Raw genomic sequence first — 16156 nt, 5'->3', positions numbered from 1 at the left:
ACAGGTAGGCATGAAAGCGGACATGTCCGTACTCATGGGCCAAAGTGGTACGAAGGCGATTTTGTCGGTACTCATCCTCTGCAAGGCGAGCCGAGATTTTGACCTTTGGTTTACGGCTGGGCTGGAAGAGAGTTAGACCCTCGACTTTGGGACCGAAGGCTGAAAGATCGGCGAACTGATCCAAGGATTCCGTATCGCGCTCGATCAATACCGTTAAATCATCCGTGGAAAGCGGATAACTGACTTTCCCACAGCGATCCTTCAAAAAAGCGGCAACAATGTTTTCGCACTCGCGATCAAGCTCTTCCGGCTTGTAATGCGGGCGTTGAGAAAACCTTCCAGTCTTGTCCGGGACGTACCTCACACTACCTACGATTCCTTCCCTTTGAAGGCCCACCTCTGAATGCCACCATTGCTTCGGTCACCTCTTTTTCGCTGAGGTTCTTTACCCGAACATCTTCAGGAAACCGCCCGGCTAAATAGTAGAGCCAGTCACGATTGATGCCGAGAATATCAGCAAATTGTTGCACCATCCGATCAGAAGAAGGGCTTCGGCGATCATGTTCGATATCATTCAAATATTGCGGAGAGATGGGCTCTTCGTCTTCGCGCAAGATACGGGATGCCAGATCCTTCAGGCTCCAGCTTTTTGACTTTCGAGCTTCGGCGATAGCACCGCCGAATGTCTGCTCACTCGTGGCCATAATACTCCCTTGGACGGTTGAAGACGCTAATACGCGGATTAGCGTAGTCCGTTCTTGGACTCGCGTCAATTCGCTTGCACAATCCCAATCTTTACGAAAAAGCCCGAGTGGTTTCGGCTATCAGAAATGTCCATCTCGCAAAGTCTCAAAAATTTCACGGACTTCAGGGGGCGGCGCAATACAGAATGTTCGATAGGTGTCCAAGAAGGCCCACCAGTCACTCGACAGTGCTACTCCGCCTCGGCACGCGTCCCGCGGTTATCCACCGACTGCGTTCTCCAGCATGCTTCATCAGCAGCCATATTCGCACTCCCCCGGCGCGGCCTCGTAGGCTCGGGTACGATCTCGGGTACCACGAACGCCGAACAGCATGCTTGAGCTTCGGAGGGGAATCGAACCCCTGTTTCAGCCTTGAGAGGACGACGGCAACCGGAGCGAGCCATGGTAGCCGGTATCAAGATTGGGGTTCGACTGTCCGAAGCCTACTCCACGCTAGCTGATTGTCGTACCCAGCAGAGGTTCCCCTTCCGAAAAGGAAGTCTGGTCGTGATGCTGCAAAGAGGGCCGGGTCAAGCCGAGAAGTTCCTGCCTCGCCAACGTCAATTGGTAAAGTATGCCCAGGCGTCACGACGACAAACTCAGCCGCGCGAAAGCTCGTCCCGATCCGGCGCAGTGGGGCGAGGATGAAGTGATGACGCTCATCGAGGCTGTTGCAGTTTTTTTCCCCACCGGGCCGCTGACGTTGTCGTCGCTGAGGACGGCTGTGGCTGCCGGGACTCTTGAAATCGCCAAGGTTGCGGGCAAAAATCTGACAACGCCTCGCGCAATCCGCAAATTGGTGACACCATCATGCCTGGTCGCAAAGCCAAGCCGCCACGACTCTGGTTCCGAGAAGACGAAGGATGCTGGGTCATCCTCGATCGGGCGGGCGGAAAGCGACGGCAGATCCGCACAGGCTGCGGCCGCGACAATATTGACGGCGCAGCGAAAGCGCTCGAAAAGTACATCGGGTCACTGCACACAACCACTATCGGGGTAACCGACCCTCGCTCCCTCGCCGTTGCTGACGTCCTTACTTTCTATGAGGGATTGAAGCGGCCGAAATCGGAAGAAGCTCGCCCACTGGCGCAACATGACCTGCTGCTCATCCGGCTGCTGGACCTCAATGCGTTTTTCGGCGGCTCGATGGTGGCTGACATCAAGGCGCAGCTCTGCCGCGACTTTGCTGACTGGTCCACCGGCACGCCGAACGAAAACAACAAGAGAAAAGGCATCGCGGCTCGCTCAAGCACCGTATCCGACCAGACGGCGCGCCGTCGGCTCGAAGATTTGCGTGCCGCCCTCAACGCTTACCATGCCGAATACGTCCTGTCGGTCGTGCCGAAGATTACGCTGCCGACGAAAAGCGAGGGGCGGCACCGCTGGCTGAATCGTAACGAGGCCGCACGACTGCTTGGTGCGGCACTCGGCTATGTTTGGGATGGGACCCCTGAGCGACGAACCTGGAAGCGGCGCGAGGACCGCACGCTGTTTCGGCGCGAACGCTGGATCATCAGACGGCGACAACCTGCGGCGCGCTTCATCCTGATCGGCCTCTACAGCGCCAGGCGCGAGGAAACTATCCGCCGGACGCAGTGGGTGGCGACGACCACGCATCCATGGATGAACCTTGACGGAATGGTCTATCTCGGCCGCGGCGCCGCGGAGGCGCGCACCAAAAAGCGGCGGCCGCCGGCGAAGATCGCCACGCGGCTACGGCCGCACCTCCTGCGTTGGCGCGGACTGGACGTGAAGCGCTCGGCTGAACTGCACAAGACTGGCCTGATGGAGGACGGCGAACAAATTCGCTTTATCGTCCACCGCACGCATGACGGCCAGCCGCTGGCCGGCAAGATACGCTCGGCGTGGGAAGGCATCCTCGAGGATGCAGGGCTTGACGAGGATGTCGTCCGTCACACCCTGCGTCACACGGCGGCGACCTGGCTGATGCAGCAGGGTACCGACCTGTGGGAGGCCGCGGGCTGGCTCGGCATGACGGTCGAACAACTTGAGGAAAACTACGGCCACCACCACCCCGACTTCCAGAACGAAGCCGCGCAGGCATTTGGCGGCCGGCGCTAATCTGGCGGTGCCTTCGCGGAGTAGCGCCAACCTAAAAGAGTTGATCCCTTTGTGCTGAGAGATGGTGAGTTCGAGGATGTCCTCGTCGACGCCCTTACACCCCTCGCACCAAAACTTGTGCGACAGGCCATCCCGCCTGCTGCTCGGATTGCCGCTCCCGTCCGAGGGAACCGCGTCGATTTTTGCCGAGCCGCCGAGCGAATGACCAACTCGGCATCTTCGCCCCGGTCATAGGAGGTCACCCCCTGATGATGAAGAGACCCGCCGCCACAACGCGGAGCAAAATCGTCTCGCCGCGATTGGTCGTCGGAATGCGTTTTTCGACGATTAAGGCCACGCGGACTATCCTATTTTGTTGCGCATTTCGTTGCGCGCGAAAAACATCGAAAGTATAAGTAACTGAAATAATGGTCGGAGTGGCAGGATTCGAACCTGCGACCCCTGCGTCCCGAACGCAGTGCTCTACCGGGCTGAGCCACACTCCGACAAGAACGCGGCTTATAGCCTCGGCTTTCGCGCACCGCAAGGCGCCGATGTTTAAGGATTTAACCCCTGTGAAGCTGGGCCTGAAAACGCAGATTTTGCCGGCCGATGAGGCCGCCGTGGCGGCGGCCGGGCGCTGCCTTGCGGCAGGCGGTCTGGTCGCGTTCCCGACCGAGACCGTTTATGGGCTCGGCGCCGATGCCGCCCAGGCTCCCGCCATAGCCCGGCTCTACGAGGCCAAGGGACGCCCCGCCTTCAATCCCCTGATAGCTCATGTCGCCGATATCGATGCCGCCCGGCAGATCGCCCGTTTTGACGCAACCGCCATCCGCCTTGCGGAAGCGTTCTGGCCGGGGCCGCTGACGCTCGTTCTGCCCAAAGCGGCCCGCTGCCGGGTCGCAGAACTCGCGACCGCGGGCCTCGATACGGTCGCCATCCGGGTTCCCGCCCACCCCGTCGCGCAGGCCATTCTGCGCGCTTTTGGCGGGGCGGTGGTCGCGCCTTCGGCCAATCTCTCGGGCCATGTCTCGCCGACCACGGCCGCACATGTCGCAACCGATCTGACGGGGCGGATCGATCTGATTTTGGATGGCGGCGCGGTGAGCGTCGGCGTCGAATCCACGATTCTGGCCTGCCTTGACGACGCGATGCTGCTGCGGCCAGGCGGGCTGCCGCGCGAGGCGATCGAGCGCGTGCTCGGCCGCGCCTTGCAACGGCTGCCCGAAGACGCCGTCAACGACGACGCCCAGCCGCTCGCGCCGGGCATGCTGGCCTCGCACTACGCGCCCCGCACGCCGGTGCGGCTCAACGCCAGCCATATCGAGCCGGACGAGGGTCTTCTGGCTTTCGGCCATGCCGACATCGAAGGCGCCCATGCGGCAAAAGCCGTGATGAATTTGTCCGTGGCGGGCGATCTTGGCGAGGCCGCGGCCAATCTTTTCGGCTATCTTCGTGAGCTGGATGCCAAGGGCGCGCGCACCATTGCGGTCATGCCGGTGCCGCATCACGGACTGGGTGAGGCCATCAACGATCGGCTGCGCCGGGCCGCGTTTGGCAGATAAAAGATCTGGGCAGATAAAAGAGCAAGAATCCAAGTGACCCCAATGAACATCGTCCAAACGCCGATTGCTCCATTGTCACCCGAATTGATCGCCCGGTTTCGCGCCATTGTCGGCGACAAATATGCGGTAACGGAGCCGGCCGACGTCGCGCCCTATGTCACCGAAGAGCGCGGGCTGTTTCACGGCCACTCGCCGTTGATCCTGCGGCCCGGTTCGATCGCGGAAGTTTCCGCGATCTGCAAGCTTGCCAGCGAACAAAAAATCGCGCTGGTGCCGCAAGGCGGCAATACCGGACTTGTCGGCGGGCAGACCCCGCATCACGGCGAGGTTGTGGTCTCGACGCGGCGGCTCGACAAGATCCGCGATATCGATCCGGCCTCCAACACCATGACCTGCGAATCCGGCGTGGTACTGCAGGTCGCGCAACAAAAGGCCGCCGAGGTCGATCGCCTGTTTCCGCTGTCGCTGGGCGCGGAAGGAAGCTGCACCATCGGCGGCAATCTCTCCACCAATGCCGGCGGCACCGCGGCGCTCGCCTTCGGCGTGGCGCGCGAAATGGCGCTCGGGCTCGAAGTGGTTCTGGCGGACGGACGGATTCTCAACGGCCTGTCGAAGCTGAAGAAAGACAATACCGGCTATGATCTGCGCAACCTCTTCATCGGCGCCGAAGGCACGCTCGGCATCATCACCGCGGCAACGCTAAAGCTGTTTCCGAAGCCGCGTGCGATCGAGACCGCCTTTGTCGGGCTCAAGTCGCCTGATGATGCGTTGAAGCTGCTGTCGATCGCGCAAAACGAGGCGGCCGGAAGTCTCACCAGCTTCGAATTGCTTGCCGACATCGCGGTCGATTTCAGCGTGCGACATGGCATCGATATTCGTAATCCTCTCGCGAGCCAACATCCCTGGTTCGTGCTGATGGAGCTATCGTCCTCGCGCGATGACGCACGCGGCACGCTGGAGTCGATCCTGGCGCAGGGCATGGAACAGGAAATCGTCGACGACGCCGTGATCGCGGCAAATTTGAGCCAGCGCGCGGGCTTCTGGAAATTGCGCGACGAGATGTCCGCGGCGCAGAAGCCCGAAGGCGGCTCGATCAAGCATGACATCTCGGTGCCGGTCGCCGCCGTCCCCGCTTTCATTGCGGAAGCGAACGCTGCGGTCGTCAAGCTCATTCCGGGCGCACGGCCGGTGCCGTTCGGCCATCTCGGCGACGGCAATATCCATTACAATGTCAGCCAGCCGGTCGGCGCCAAGGCGAGCGACTTTCTCGCGCGCTGGCACGAGGTCAACGCGGTCGTATTCGCGATCGTGCTGCGCATGGGCGGGTCGATCTCCGCCGAACACGGCATCGGCGTGCTCAAGCGCGACGAACTGCCTGAGGTGAAGGACAAGGTCGCGATCGAGTTGATGCGCTCCATCAAGGCGCTGCTCGACCCGCTCGGGATCATGAACCCGGGCAAGGTGCTGTGACAGCCCCCGTCCAAACGCTCGCGATTGCCCCGATCGACGACGCTGATGTCGCCGACGTCGTCGCGCTTTGGCAGGCGTGCGGCCTGACGCGACCGTGGAACGATCCGGCCACCGACATCGCGTTCGCGCGAAAGGCATCTAACGCCACGGTGCTGATCGGGCGCGACGATGGCTTAATCGTTGCCACGGTTTTGGTCGGGCATGACGGCCACCGCGGCTGGGTCTACTACCTCGCGGTTGATCCCGATCATCGTCACAAGGGATATGGACGCGTCATGATGGATGCGGCAGAAAACTGGTTGCGCGAAACCGGCATCGAAAAGCTTCAACTCATGGTGCGGCCCGACAACAAGAGCGTGAAGAACTTTTATCAATCCCTCGGCTATTCCGAGCAGGAACGCATCATCTATGCGAAATGGCTCGACGGACGCGAGCCGACCCCGTAATCAAAAACTTCAAAATGGCAGAAAAATGCCCACGAGAACCAAAAATGCGCATCGCCCTTGTTCACGCCCTCAAACATTCGCTGGTTCCGATCGAAGCCTCGTTCGCTCGGCTTTGGCCGGAAGCAACGCTGATGAATTTGCTCGACGACAGCCTGTCGGCGGATGTCGCGCGCGACGGCAAATTGACCTCGGCGATGACCGACCGCTTCCTCTCACTCGGACGCTATGCGGCCTCGACCGGCGCCGACGCGATCCTCTTCACGTGCTCGGCCTTCGGTCCCTGCATCGAGGCCGTGGCGCGTGATCTCGCACCCAAGCCCGTGCTCAAGCCGAACCAGGCGATGATCGAGCAGGCCGTGGCGCGCGGTCACCGTATCGGCCTGCTCTCGACCTTTCCGCCGACATTGCAGTCGATGCCGGCTGAGTTTCCGGGCACGGTGACGCTGGTGCCGAAACTGGTGGAGGGCGCCATGGCGGCACTCGATCGCGGCGACCGCGCCGAGCATGATCGTTTGGTCGTGCAGGCCTCGCGTGACCTGCGCGACTGCGACCTGATTGCGCTGGCGCAATACAGCATGGCGCCTGCTGCCGAACTCGTGGCCGAAGCCTCGAAACTGCCGGTGCTGACGACGCCCGACAGCGCGGTGACCAAGCTGAAGCAGTTGCTGAACGGCTGAGTTAAACCGTTTAAAAGAAACTGCCCTGCCCGTCGTCGAAATCCGCGGCAGCGGTTTTGCGCGGGCTGGGTTTCTTGGTTCGCCCGGATTGCTCGGCTTCACGCTGCTCTTCGGTGATCGGCAGCGTCAGTTGCGCATCGTCATTGGCGACGTGATTGACCCGCACCGAGACCTCGTGCCAGACGAATTCGCCCACTTCGGGCCCGCGCATCAACGGCGTCACGCTGTCCGCCTCATCCGAACGGCAATCAAGCCAACGCTCGAAATCATCGGTACCGATCGTCACCGGCACGCGATGGTGAAGCACAGCGAGATCGGCACTTGCGGGTGCCGTGACAATCGCGACGGTGTCGACCTCCTCGCCGTTCGGCCCGACCCAGGTCTCCGCGATCCCTGCGAATCCGATCGGGCGGCCGTCGCGGCGATGGATGAAATATGGCCGTTTGCTGCCACTGAGCGATTGCCACTCATAATAGCCATCGGCCGGAATGAGGCAGCGCCGCCGCCGGATCGCATTCTTGAATGCCGATTTCTCTTTCACGCTCTCCGCGCGGGCATTGATCAGGAGCGTAAATTTACGGGGATCTTTCACCCAGGCCGGCCAAAAACCCCAACGCATCAAGCGAAAATGCCGGCCGTTTTGGTTCATCACTACGGGTATCGGTTGCGTCGGAGCAACATTACACCGTGGCGGGTAATTTGGTTGTTCCAAATAACCAAAAAGTTGCCGCAAAGCTTCTGGCGCCGAGGTTATAACGAAGCGTCCGCACATTATTGGTATCCCGATAAATATTCTTTAGTAACTTTTTACCCCGAACCCCAACACTGCGACAAATGACGCCATCGGCCGCCCAGCCAATACAGCCAGCCTCCGTAACCGCCGATAGCTCGGCGCGGGCGGCGCAACTGCGCGCGGCCAATATCAATCCGCGCACCGGACTTGCCACCGACTATCTCAATCACTTCAACGAAGCTGTGATGCTGCTGGAAATGATTCCGGATATGCCGGAATGCGCCGAGGATTTTCTCGGTTGGGAACCGTTATCTTACGCTGAACATTTCACGGCCTCGAACTTCAAGGCAAGGGATCTGGCGATCGATGCCTACAATACCGCCGACATTCGCGTCCGCACCGAGTTCGACAACGTCACGAGCGCGATCACCTCGATCCTGGCCGCGGTAGGCGCGGCGATGCGGGAAGCGACACAAGACGACACCCGCACCAGACTGGCCGAACAGGCCTCCGGTTGGGTCAAACCGCTGGTGATGCAGGCGGGCGGCATTATCAACGGCGACGGTGCCGCCGATGTCGATTACATCATGAACCATTGATCGCCGACGCCGGCGGTGGAGTGGGTCGCGCTTCTAGTCTAATACAGGTCACGCGAACACACTTCGTCCCGGATTCGATTTTGGCGCCTCTCGCTCCATCCCGTCCCCAGCTTGCGGTCAGCGCGGCGATTTTCCGCGAGGGCAAGGTGCTCGTCGTGCGGCGTGCACGCTCGCCCGCGAAGGGCTTTTATTCGCTGCCCGGCGGCCGCGTCGAATTCGGTGAAACCCTCCACGCCGCGCTCCATCGCGAGATCGCCGAGGAAACGGCGATAAAAATCGAGATCGTGGGCCTTGCTGCCTGGCGTGAAGTCATGCCGACGGCCGAGGGCGGCGGGCATTTTGTGATCCTGTCATTTGCGGCGCATTGGAGCGCGGGCGAGCCCGTGCTGAACGAGGAACTCGACGACTGCCGATGGCTCGCGCCGGATGCGTTGGGCGAACTCAAGACGACGCCCGGCCTGCTGGATGTCCTCCAGTCGGCCCGGCGTGTTTTAGGCGTCTAAACGATCAAAATCCGCGGCTTGCGCGGCGCATCCCGAGCAGGCATACCACACGGGTTTTCCCGGACCCTTCATGTGCCAAGACATCTCGCCCTCGTCCTCATCGTCCTGTGCGGCCTTTCCGTGCCCGCGCAAGCACAGGACGCGGCCGCGCCGTTCGACAACGAGTTGCAGCGCTTCGCGGAAATTCTTGGAACCCTGCATTATCTCAGGGGCATCTGCGGCAACAATGAAGGCGGCAAGTGGCGCAACGAGATGCAGGCGCTGCTCGACGCCGAAACCCCGAGCGGCGAGCGGCGGGCGCGCATGATCGCCGGCTTCAACCGCGGGTATAACGGCTTCCAGCAGACCTACCGTGCCTGCACGCCGGCGGCGACGCTGGCGATCCGCCGCTACATCGACGAAGGCCTGAAGATTTCACGCGACCTGACCGCGCGCTACGCCAACTAGTGCCGTCCCTTTGCTTTTTTTCGCAGTTCTGTAGCCGCGTTAACCTTTCTTAAAGAACTGGTCTAGGCAGCCCCGTTAGGCATGCTACACCACACTCCATTCCTCGCCCCGAAAGCTGCTTCACCTTCATGAGCCACGCGCCCTTCGTCGCCCGCGACCTGCTGCCCGATCAAGAACAGAAACAGGCCGCGCTCAATTATCTCAGCGAAGCCTGGGCCGAGGCACGGCATGACGGGGTCGATGGCGATTGCCTGGCACAGGCGAGCCTGTTTGCCGCCTTCGCCGAACTGGTCCGGACCTATGGCGAGGACGCGGTCGCGAAATTCGTCGAGGGTCTTGTCGATCGCGTTCGCAACGGCGAATTCTCCACCTCGCTTGCGAGGCAGTAAGCGCAAGCGCCTACCGGGCCTTGTTGTTTAGCGACCGGCGGCTTACTTTCTCACGTGAAATGTCACATGAGAATTCGATATGAAAGCGGCGTTTCTGCCCGACCGCGGCGTGGTCAAAATCACCGGCGAAGCCGCCCGTGATTTCCTTAACGGCATTATCACCTCGGATACGACACGGCTGCAGCCAGGGCTGGGCCGCTTCGGCGCGTTGCTGACGCCGCAGGGCAAAATCGCGGTCGATTTCCTGATCACCGAGGCACCGGCCGGCCATGGCGGCGGCTTCCTGATCGATTGTCCCAAAGTGCTGGCGCAGACGCTTGCCGACAAGCTCGGTTTTTATCGGCTACGCGCCAAGGTTGGAATCGAAAATCTCTCCGACAGCCTCGGCGTGCTCGCGGCATGGGACGGCGATGCCGCGCTGAAGCCAGATCTCACCTTCACTGATCCGCGTAACGCCATGCTTGGTCTTCGGATTCTCGTCCCTGCAGAACTTGCACAGAAAGCCGCCAAACTGATCGGCGCCGACCTCGTCGATGCTTCCGCCTATGAAGCCCACCGCATTGCCACAGGCATTCCCCGCGGCGGTCTTGATTTCATCTATGGCGGCGCCTTCCCGCACGAGACCAACATGGACCGGCTCGCCGGCGTCGATTTCGACAAGGGCTGTTATATCGGCCAGGAGGTGGTGTCGCGGATGCAGCACCGCGGCACGGCGCGCACGCGCACCGTACGCGTGATGCTGGATGGACCGGCGCCGGAAGCAGGATCCACGATCCTCGCCGGCGACAAGTCAGTCGGCACCATGGGCTCCGCCGCCGACCATTATGGGCTGGCATTGATCCGGATTGATCGCACGAGTGAGGCGCTGGAGGCCGGCACGCCGCTCACGGCCGGAGGCCTCTCGATCCGCATCGCCGATCCGGACGAACTGCGTACCACGCCGAAGCAGACGGTCGCATGACGAAGTCGGCGCGCCTGCATGCCGACGGCAAAACCCGTTGCCCGTGGCCGGGCGAAGACCCGCTTTATGTCGCCTATCACGACACCGAATGGGGCGTTCCCGAATATGACGACCGCGCGCTTTACGAGAAGCTGATCCTCGATGGCTTCCAGGCCGGGCTGTCTTGGATCACGATCCTGCGCAAGCGCGACCATTTCCGGAAAGCCTTCGACGACTTCCAGCCTGAGAAAATCGCGCGCTATACGCCCAAGAAGATTCACGCGCTGATGAACGACGCCGGCATCGTCCGCAACCGCGCCAAGATCGAGGGCACTATTGCGGGCGCCAAGTCCTATCTGAAGATCATGGAAGAAGGTCCTGGTTTTTCGAAGTTTTTGTGGGATTTCGTCGACGGCAAACCGACGGTCAATCGGTTCAGGACCACCGCGAGCGTGCCCGCCGCCACGCCGCTCTCGATCAAGATGTCGAAAGAGCTTGCCTCACGCGGCTTCAAGTTCGTCGGCCCCACCATCGTCTATGCCTTCATGCAGGCGACAGGCATCGTCAACGACCATCTCGTCACCTGCTTCTGCCATGAAAGCTGCACCGGCAAACGCCGCAGCCCCCGCCTCAAAGTCAAATGACGGCCAGGAAATCGTCTGGAGACCCTGTAACGTCACGCGTCTGGCAGCGCATGCTGTCGGGCCGGCGGCTCAACCTGATCGACCCCTCCCCGCTCGATATCGAAATCGCCGATATCGCCCATGGGCTGGCGCGCGTCGCGCGCTGGAACGGACAGACGTCGGGTGCGCATATCTTTTCGGTGGCACAGCACACCTTGCTGGTTGAAGCCGTGATGCGCGAACAAGCGCCGCGCATCGACATCAGCTGGCGGCTCGCCGCTTTGCTGCATGATGCGCCGGAATACGTCATCGGCGACATGATCTCGCCGTTCAAGGCGGTGCTCGGCGAAGACTACAAGGCGGTCGAAAAGCGCCTGTTGTCGGCCATCCACATCCGCTTCGGCCTGCCGGCTGTGCTGGCGGACAAGATCACCCAGACCATCAAGGTCGCTGACAGAGGCGCGGCCTATCTGGAAGCGACAGAACTCGCGGGCTTCGCGCCCGACGAGGCGAAGCGCCTGTTCGGCCGCGATCCGGAATTGTCACCCGCCACCAGGCAGGATTATTTGACGCCCTGGAGCGCGGCCAAGGCCGAGAAGCGGTATCTGGCGCGGTTCAAGGCGCTGGCGTCGGAATGATCGATCGGATCGTACCGTAATAACCTAGGGCTGCCCCGACCCTCCAGCGGATCCATAAACCTGCCCCGTTGCAAAGCTCGCATCGGAGGCGGCCAGTTGCACATAGATCGATCCGAGTTCGGCGGGCTGTCCAGGGCGCCCCAACGGGGTTTGACTGCCGAATTGTTCGAGCTTCTCCATCGAAGCTCCGCCTGCGACCTGAAGCGGCGTCCAGATCGGACCCGGCGCGACGGCGTTGACGCGAATGCCTTTGGGACCCAACTGCTTGGCCAACGACTTCACATAATTCATGGTCGCGGCTTTGGTTTGCGCGTAATCATAGAGTTCGGGCGATGGATCGTAGGCCTGTTCCGAAGCGGTGCCGATGATCGCCGAGCCCGGTTTGAGATGCGGCAGCGCAGCCTTGATGATCCAGAACGGGGCATAGATATTCGTCTTCATCGTTGCGTCGAAATCTTCCGATGAAACCTCGGCAATGGATTCGCGTGATTGTTGGCGCGCGGCGTTGCTCACCAGAATGTCGAGACCACCGAGTCCCTGCACGGCGCGCTCGACAAGCTCCTTGCAGAATTTCTCTTCGCGGATGTCGCCGGGTATCGCGAGCGCCACACGGCCCTCGGCCTTGATGAACTCCACGACTTCTTGGGCGTCGGACTCCTCGGTCGGAAAATAGTTGATGGCGACGTCCGCGCCCTCGCGGGCAAAGGCAATCGCCGCCGCGCGGCCCATGCCGGAATCGCCGCCAGTAATCAGCGCGCGCCTGCCCATGAGCCTGCCGGAACCCTTGTAGCTCGTCTCCCCGTGGTCCGGTCGGGGCTCCATCTTGCTGGCAAGACCTGGCCACGGCTGAGACTGCCGCTTGTACGGCGGCTTGGGATATTTTTTGGTGGGATCGTCGAGCACGGGGGCGGCCATCGAAGTTCCTCTTGCCGGAATATTTGCGACAAGAGAACGACTCGACGCACGCCGGATCGTTCCCCAATGCTCGTCGTCTCAGCGCGCGCCGGTGACAAACGGAAAGATTGGGAACAGTTGGTATCCTGAAGCGTAGCCTCAGTGCTTTCGTGCTTCTCCTCCCTGGAACACGAAAGTAGCTCCGATCGCCCTCCGGCGTCCGGCAGGCCGGTTGGCGCACGGAGGCGCCTGACATGAGCGACCGCTTGATGACGAGGTCCGATATGGCAAAACATTCCAATCACGGCATTGTCCGAGATCGCCAGGCTCAAGAACAGCCCGCCGACCGAAAACGCGCGCAAACCGCGCATCACTCCGATCCGAAGAAATCCGCGACCCACGAGGCAACCCGCGATCCGAAGCTGAGCGATGCGGAGAAAACGACCGCATCGAGCAACGGCCGCGGTGCGTCATCGGGTTAAGCTCCGACCAGGCTTCTCAAGCGGCACGGCGCGGAGGAACCATCGCAGCCAAAAATGGTTGCCGAAGCAGAGTATTTCGATGGAGGCTTCGGATGGCAATAAGTGAGATCGGCGAAAAGGAATTCGGCAATCTTATCGGCAGCGACAAGGTCGAAGGCACGGCCGTTTATGGCGCCGACGACAACAAGATTGGTTCAATCGAACGGGTGATGATCGACAAAGTGAGCGGAAGGGTTTCCTACGCGGTCCTCGGCTTCGGTGGATTCCTCGGTCTCGGCAACGATCACTATCCGCTTCCGTGGCAGTCGCTGAAATATGACACGAGGCTCGGCGGCTACGTGGCCGGCGTCACCGAAAGCCAGCTTCGCGGCGCGCCCAAATTCGGCGGCGATCGTGATTGGGACTGGGCGGACGCGGGTCGCACCCGTTCGCTCGACGACTATTACGGCATACCGATCGTCTAATCTTCAACACACGATGAAATGGATACATCATGAAACTCACGACGATTGCCTTGGCTTCTGTTTTTGCCATAGGCCCCACGCTGGCACTGGCACAAACCGGCGGCTCGAATGCCGACAAAGCGCCTGCCCAGACCAACTCGACTAAGAAAGACCTCAGTACGACCGGCAGTGCGAAAAACTCCGGACATAACAGCGGCGACGCCATCACGACCGGCAGCGACGTGCCGCAGAACAAACCAGCTCTCAGCAGCTCGCCTGAATCGTCGGATACGTCCCAGAAGGTGAAATAATAGCCGCCATTACCATGCCCTCAATGAAGGGCAAGCAGGCCGTGCGCCATGCTTGCCCTCGCTGGGCTGTCTTGCATCAAAAATTATCGACGCACGACACTTGCCATTGTTCCCTGGTCAGAGAGAGGAACTTCCGGTTCTGCAAGGCGGCGCTGCCGCCAGCCCGCAATCACCTAACTCCCCATCACGTCGCGCACCTTCGCCGTCAATTGCTCGAAGGTGAAGGGTTTGGCGAGGAAGTTGACATCCTTGTCGAGCACGCCGTTATGAATGACGGCGTTGCGGCTGAAGCCGGTGGTGAAGATCACGCGCAGCGACGGCTTCCGCCGTTGCGCCTCTTCGGCCAGTCGGCGCCCGTTCATGTCCGGCATCACCACATCGGTAAACAGGAGAGCGATATCCTCGTGGCTATCCAGCAGCCGCAAGCCGGCCAGGCCGTTTGATGCCGACACGACGTCGAATCCCAGCTCGCGAAAAGCTTCCTCGACAAAGGCGCGCATGCGGTCTTCGTCCTCGACGACCAGGACGCGGGCTTTGGCGAAGTCGTTGACCGCGCCTGGCGCCGACGCGGCAGGCTTTATTTCCTCTTCATCTCCGAAATGCCGCGGCAGATAGATCTTGATCGCTGTCCCGCTGCCGGCCTCGGAATAGATCTTGATGTGGCCGGCCGACTGTTTGACGAAGCCCATCACCTGGCTCAACCCCAGGCCCGTGCCCTTGCCGACATCCTTGGTGGTGAAATAAGGATCGAACGCCCTTGCCGCGACCTCGCGCGTCATTCCCTGCCCGGTATCGGTGACGGATATCATGACGTATTGACCAGCCGGGACGTCGGCATGGCGGGCGGCGTAGGCATCGTCGAGACTCGCATTCGCCGTCTCGATCGTGAGTTTTCCGCCGCCCGGCATGGCGTCGCGCGCATTGACCGCGAGATTGAGCACGGCATTTTCCAATTGCGTGGAATCCGCATGCGTCTTCCACAATCCGCCCGCAAGCACCGTCTCGATTCGGATGTCACCGCCCAGCGTGCTGCGGATCAATTCGGATATGCCGGTCACGAAACGATTGACGTCGATAACGGTCGGTGCCAGCGGCTGCTGCCGTGAGAACGCCAGCAGACGATGAGTGAGGTTGGCGGCGCGCGACGCTGCCTCCAGAGCCCCGTCGACGAATCGGTCGACGTTGGTGTCGCCGCGGCCAAGACGTGTCTTCAGAAGATTCATGCTTCCGATGATCACCGCGAGCATGTTGTTGAAGTCATGCGCCAGTCCGCCGGTGAGCTGCCCGATCGCCTCCATCTTCTGCGATTGACGGAGGTGTTCCTCGGCGAGTTCCCGCCGGCGCGCCTCCTCGAGTGTCCGTGCGTGGGCAGCTTTCAATTCCGCGTTGGTTTTCAGGCTCGCCGCATACTGCCGGGTTGCATCCCTCAGAACGATGAAGGCAAGCGCCAACGCCAATACCAACGCCACTCCTATTCCGATTTCCGTCAGAAGCCGGTCGCGATCCACGCTTTGGTCTGCTTCCTGAAGCAGGGCGTTCTGACCATTTTGAAGCTGGCCAATGATGGTTCGCGCCCGATCCATCAACTCCTTGCCCTCGTTTCCGTTAACGACGGCGAGCGCTTCCGACTCCTTTCCCTGCCGCTTGAGGGCAATGGTCCGCTGCAACTCGGAAAGCTTCTGCCTTGTCAAACCCTGCAATTCACCGTACGCGTGCGCTTGCTCCGCCGTGCCTGAAAGCTGTGTCCCGAGGGACGTCAGCGCACGCTCCAGGCCGGTGGTCGCCTCCGTGAAGGGGCGCAAATAGGCCTCGCTGCCGGTCAGAAGAAAGCCGCGCTGGCCGGTCTCGGCGTCCTGCAGCAGTGAAAAAACCTGGGCGAGCGCGAGCTGGATGGCGATCGTTTGTCGCGCCCTGTCGCGATCCTGCGATTGCGTCCGGTAAAGACCGGCGATCGCAACGATGGAACCAACCATGAAAGCGAGCGCAACGAGGAGCGCTACCAGTGATCGAGTTTTGAAAAGGAAGGACATTCAGGCCGGATTCTGGGTGGCTCCTAGCATACCGTGCTGTTCAGAAAAAGCCAAAGGGACACATAATCGTGGGTGACGTAGCACGGTCCAGCCAAATTGCCGGACCTAAGGTAATATCCAGCGGCGGATCGGCGGCGCGCCTCGGTCGCGGCACCGGCTCTC

At 61.1% G+C, this 16156-nt stretch carries 19 protein-coding genes, 1 tRNA gene and 1 pseudogene; 15 read left to right on the top strand and 6 right to left on the bottom strand.

Features of this window, described 5'->3' with window-relative positions:
* Both ABSE61_RS20420 and ABSE61_RS20415 read right to left on the bottom strand, forming a co-directional pair.
* Positions 1-364: pseudogene (locus tag ABSE61_RS20420) on the bottom strand (ImmA/IrrE family metallo-endopeptidase); the annotation flags it as partial.
* Between the two features lies 1 nt (position 365).
* Positions 366-704, bottom strand: a complete 339-nt coding sequence (locus tag ABSE61_RS20415) for a helix-turn-helix domain-containing protein (protein ID WP_423872937.1) — start codon at positions 702-704, stop codon at positions 366-368.
* 849 nt (positions 705-1553) lie between these two features.
* Between ABSE61_RS20415 and ABSE61_RS20410 the strand changes: the two genes are divergently transcribed.
* The gene (locus ABSE61_RS20410; protein ID WP_423872936.1) at positions 1554-2825 is read left to right on the top strand and encodes a tyrosine-type recombinase/integrase; all 1272 of its coding nucleotides are present in this window, start codon (positions 1554-1556) and stop codon (positions 2823-2825) included.
* A gap of 408 nt (positions 2826-3233) precedes the next feature.
* On the opposite strand, the gene ABSE61_RS20405 is transcribed toward ABSE61_RS20410, so the two are convergent.
* Positions 3234-3310 (bottom strand) — tRNA-Pro (locus ABSE61_RS20405).
* Positions 3311-3379: 69 nt separating this feature from the next.
* Between ABSE61_RS20405 and ABSE61_RS20400 the strand changes: the two genes are divergently transcribed.
* From ABSE61_RS20400 to ABSE61_RS20385, 4 genes are read left to right on the top strand one after another with little or no spacing between them, the layout of a single operon-like run.
* Positions 3380-4369 carry an L-threonylcarbamoyladenylate synthase gene (locus ABSE61_RS20400; protein WP_423872935.1) on the top strand — a complete coding sequence of 330 codons (990 nt, stop codon included), beginning with the start codon at positions 3380-3382 and terminating at the stop codon, positions 4367-4369.
* 42 nt (positions 4370-4411) lie between these two features.
* Entirely contained in the window at positions 4412-5839 is a 1428-nt protein-coding gene (locus ABSE61_RS20395) for an FAD-binding oxidoreductase (RefSeq protein ID WP_423872934.1), read from the top strand.
* Entirely contained in the window at positions 5836-6285 is a 450-nt protein-coding gene (locus tag ABSE61_RS20390; RefSeq protein ID WP_423872933.1) for a GNAT family acetyltransferase, read from the top strand. The genes ABSE61_RS20395 and ABSE61_RS20390 overlap by 4 nt, the downstream gene beginning before the upstream one ends.
* Before the next feature lie 44 nt (positions 6286-6329).
* A complete protein-coding gene (locus ABSE61_RS20385) occupies positions 6330-6962 on the top strand; it encodes an aspartate/glutamate racemase family protein (RefSeq protein ID WP_423872932.1) in 633 nt (210 codons plus the stop codon).
* A gap of 10 nt (positions 6963-6972) precedes the next feature.
* Here the strand turns inward: ABSE61_RS20385 and ABSE61_RS20380 are convergent, their stop codons facing one another.
* The gene (locus ABSE61_RS20380; RefSeq protein ID WP_423872931.1) at positions 6973-7734 is read right to left on the bottom strand and encodes an SOS response-associated peptidase; all 762 of its coding nucleotides are present in this window, start codon (positions 7732-7734) and stop codon (positions 6973-6975) included.
* Positions 7735-7796: 62 nt separating this feature from the next.
* Here ABSE61_RS20380 and ABSE61_RS20375 point away from each other — a divergent pair, with 62 nt between their 5' ends.
* The 7 genes from ABSE61_RS20375 to ABSE61_RS20345 all read left to right on the top strand — a co-directional run bounded on the left by ABSE61_RS20375 (position 7797) and on the right by ABSE61_RS20345 (position 11834).
* Entirely contained in the window at positions 7797-8294 is a 498-nt protein-coding gene (locus ABSE61_RS20375; protein WP_423872930.1) for a hypothetical protein, read from the top strand.
* Between the two features lie 77 nt (positions 8295-8371).
* The gene (locus ABSE61_RS20370) at positions 8372-8797 is read left to right on the top strand and encodes an NUDIX hydrolase (RefSeq protein WP_423872944.1); all 426 of its coding nucleotides are present in this window, start codon (positions 8372-8374) and stop codon (positions 8795-8797) included.
* A 72-nt stretch (positions 8798-8869) separates the two neighbouring features.
* Complete coding sequence (locus ABSE61_RS20365; RefSeq protein WP_423872929.1) at positions 8870-9244, top strand: TIGR02301 family protein; 375 nt, start codon at positions 8870-8872, stop codon at positions 9242-9244.
* Positions 9245-9372: 128 nt separating this feature from the next.
* Entirely contained in the window at positions 9373-9633 is a 261-nt protein-coding gene (locus tag ABSE61_RS20360) for a hypothetical protein (RefSeq protein ID WP_423872928.1), read from the top strand.
* Between the two features lie 79 nt (positions 9634-9712).
* On the top strand, positions 9713-10594 hold the full coding sequence (gene ygfZ, locus ABSE61_RS20355; RefSeq protein ID WP_423872927.1) for a CAF17-like 4Fe-4S cluster assembly/insertion protein YgfZ: 882 nt from the start codon (positions 9713-9715) through the stop codon (positions 10592-10594).
* Positions 10591-11217: a DNA-3-methyladenine glycosylase I gene (locus tag ABSE61_RS20350; RefSeq protein WP_423872926.1), complete on the top strand. Its 627-nt coding sequence runs from the start codon at positions 10591-10593 to the stop codon at positions 11215-11217. The genes ygfZ and ABSE61_RS20350 overlap by 4 nt, the downstream gene beginning before the upstream one ends.
* The gene (locus ABSE61_RS20345) at positions 11214-11834 is read left to right on the top strand and encodes a YfbR-like 5'-deoxynucleotidase (RefSeq protein ID WP_423872925.1); all 621 of its coding nucleotides are present in this window, start codon (positions 11214-11216) and stop codon (positions 11832-11834) included. Before ABSE61_RS20350 ends, ABSE61_RS20345 begins: the two co-directional genes overlap by 4 nt.
* Before the next feature lie 24 nt (positions 11835-11858).
* Here the strand turns inward: ABSE61_RS20345 and ABSE61_RS20340 are convergent, their stop codons facing one another.
* Entirely contained in the window at positions 11859-12749 is an 891-nt protein-coding gene (locus ABSE61_RS20340) for an SDR family oxidoreductase (protein ID WP_423872924.1), read from the bottom strand.
* A 233-nt stretch (positions 12750-12982) separates the two neighbouring features.
* Between ABSE61_RS20340 and ABSE61_RS20335 the strand changes: the two genes are divergently transcribed.
* The 3 genes from ABSE61_RS20335 to ABSE61_RS20325 all read left to right on the top strand — a co-directional run bounded on the left by ABSE61_RS20335 (position 12983) and on the right by ABSE61_RS20325 (position 13964).
* On the top strand, positions 12983-13210 hold the full coding sequence (locus tag ABSE61_RS20335) for a hypothetical protein (protein WP_423872923.1): 228 nt from the start codon (positions 12983-12985) through the stop codon (positions 13208-13210).
* A gap of 92 nt (positions 13211-13302) precedes the next feature.
* Positions 13303-13674 (top strand): PRC-barrel domain-containing protein, encoded by a 372-nt coding sequence (locus ABSE61_RS20330; protein WP_423872922.1) that lies wholly within the window; start codon positions 13303-13305, stop codon positions 13672-13674.
* Between the two features lie 29 nt (positions 13675-13703).
* The gene (locus ABSE61_RS20325) at positions 13704-13964 is read left to right on the top strand and encodes a hypothetical protein (protein WP_423872921.1); all 261 of its coding nucleotides are present in this window, start codon (positions 13704-13706) and stop codon (positions 13962-13964) included.
* 173 nt (positions 13965-14137) lie between these two features.
* On the opposite strand, the gene ABSE61_RS20320 is transcribed toward ABSE61_RS20325, so the two are convergent.
* A complete protein-coding gene (locus tag ABSE61_RS20320; RefSeq protein WP_423872920.1) occupies positions 14138-15937 on the bottom strand; it encodes a CHASE3 domain-containing protein in 1800 nt (599 codons plus the stop codon).
* Positions 15938-16156: the final 219 nt, after the last annotated feature.

Origin of the sequence: Bradyrhizobium sp. (assembly GCF_049519115.1) — a bacterium.
GTDB lineage: Bacteria > Pseudomonadota > Alphaproteobacteria > Rhizobiales > Xanthobacteraceae > Bradyrhizobium.
The sequence above is the reverse complement of the archived record's forward strand: the minus strand, read 5'-3'. Positions and strand labels throughout refer to the sequence as shown.

Coding starts and splice junctions, on each gene's coding strand:
- ABSE61_RS20415 (WP_423872937.1), bottom strand. CDS start 704: ATGGCCACGAGTGAGCAGACATTCGGCGGTGCTATCGCCGAAGCTCGA.
- ABSE61_RS20410 (WP_423872936.1), top strand. CDS start 1,554: ATGCCTGGTCGCAAAGCCAAGCCGCCACGACTCTGGTTCCGAGAAGAC.
- ABSE61_RS20395 (WP_423872934.1), top strand. CDS start 4,412: ATGAACATCGTCCAAACGCCGATTGCTCCATTGTCACCCGAATTGATC.
- ABSE61_RS20385 (WP_423872932.1), top strand. CDS start 6,330: ATGCGCATCGCCCTTGTTCACGCCCTCAAACATTCGCTGGTTCCGATC.
- ABSE61_RS20380 (WP_423872931.1), bottom strand. CDS start 7,734: ATGTGCGGACGCTTCGTTATAACCTCGGCGCCAGAAGCTTTGCGGCAA.
- ABSE61_RS20375 (WP_423872930.1), top strand. CDS start 7,797: ATGACGCCATCGGCCGCCCAGCCAATACAGCCAGCCTCCGTAACCGCC.
- ABSE61_RS20360 (WP_423872928.1), top strand. CDS start 9,373: ATGAGCCACGCGCCCTTCGTCGCCCGCGACCTGCTGCCCGATCAAGAA.
- ygfZ (WP_423872927.1), top strand. CDS start 9,713: ATGAAAGCGGCGTTTCTGCCCGACCGCGGCGTGGTCAAAATCACCGGC.
- ABSE61_RS20350 (WP_423872926.1), top strand. CDS start 10,591: ATGACGAAGTCGGCGCGCCTGCATGCCGACGGCAAAACCCGTTGCCCG.
- ABSE61_RS20345 (WP_423872925.1), top strand. CDS start 11,214: ATGACGGCCAGGAAATCGTCTGGAGACCCTGTAACGTCACGCGTCTGG.
- ABSE61_RS20340 (WP_423872924.1), bottom strand. CDS start 12,749: ATGGCCGCCCCCGTGCTCGACGATCCCACCAAAAAATATCCCAAGCCG.
- ABSE61_RS20335 (WP_423872923.1), top strand. CDS start 12,983: ATGAGCGACCGCTTGATGACGAGGTCCGATATGGCAAAACATTCCAAT.
- ABSE61_RS20330 (WP_423872922.1), top strand. CDS start 13,303: ATGGCAATAAGTGAGATCGGCGAAAAGGAATTCGGCAATCTTATCGGC.
- ABSE61_RS20325 (WP_423872921.1), top strand. CDS start 13,704: ATGAAACTCACGACGATTGCCTTGGCTTCTGTTTTTGCCATAGGCCCC.
- ABSE61_RS20320 (WP_423872920.1), bottom strand. CDS start 15,937: ATGGTTGGTTCCATCGTTGCGATCGCCGGTCTTTACCGGACGCAATCG.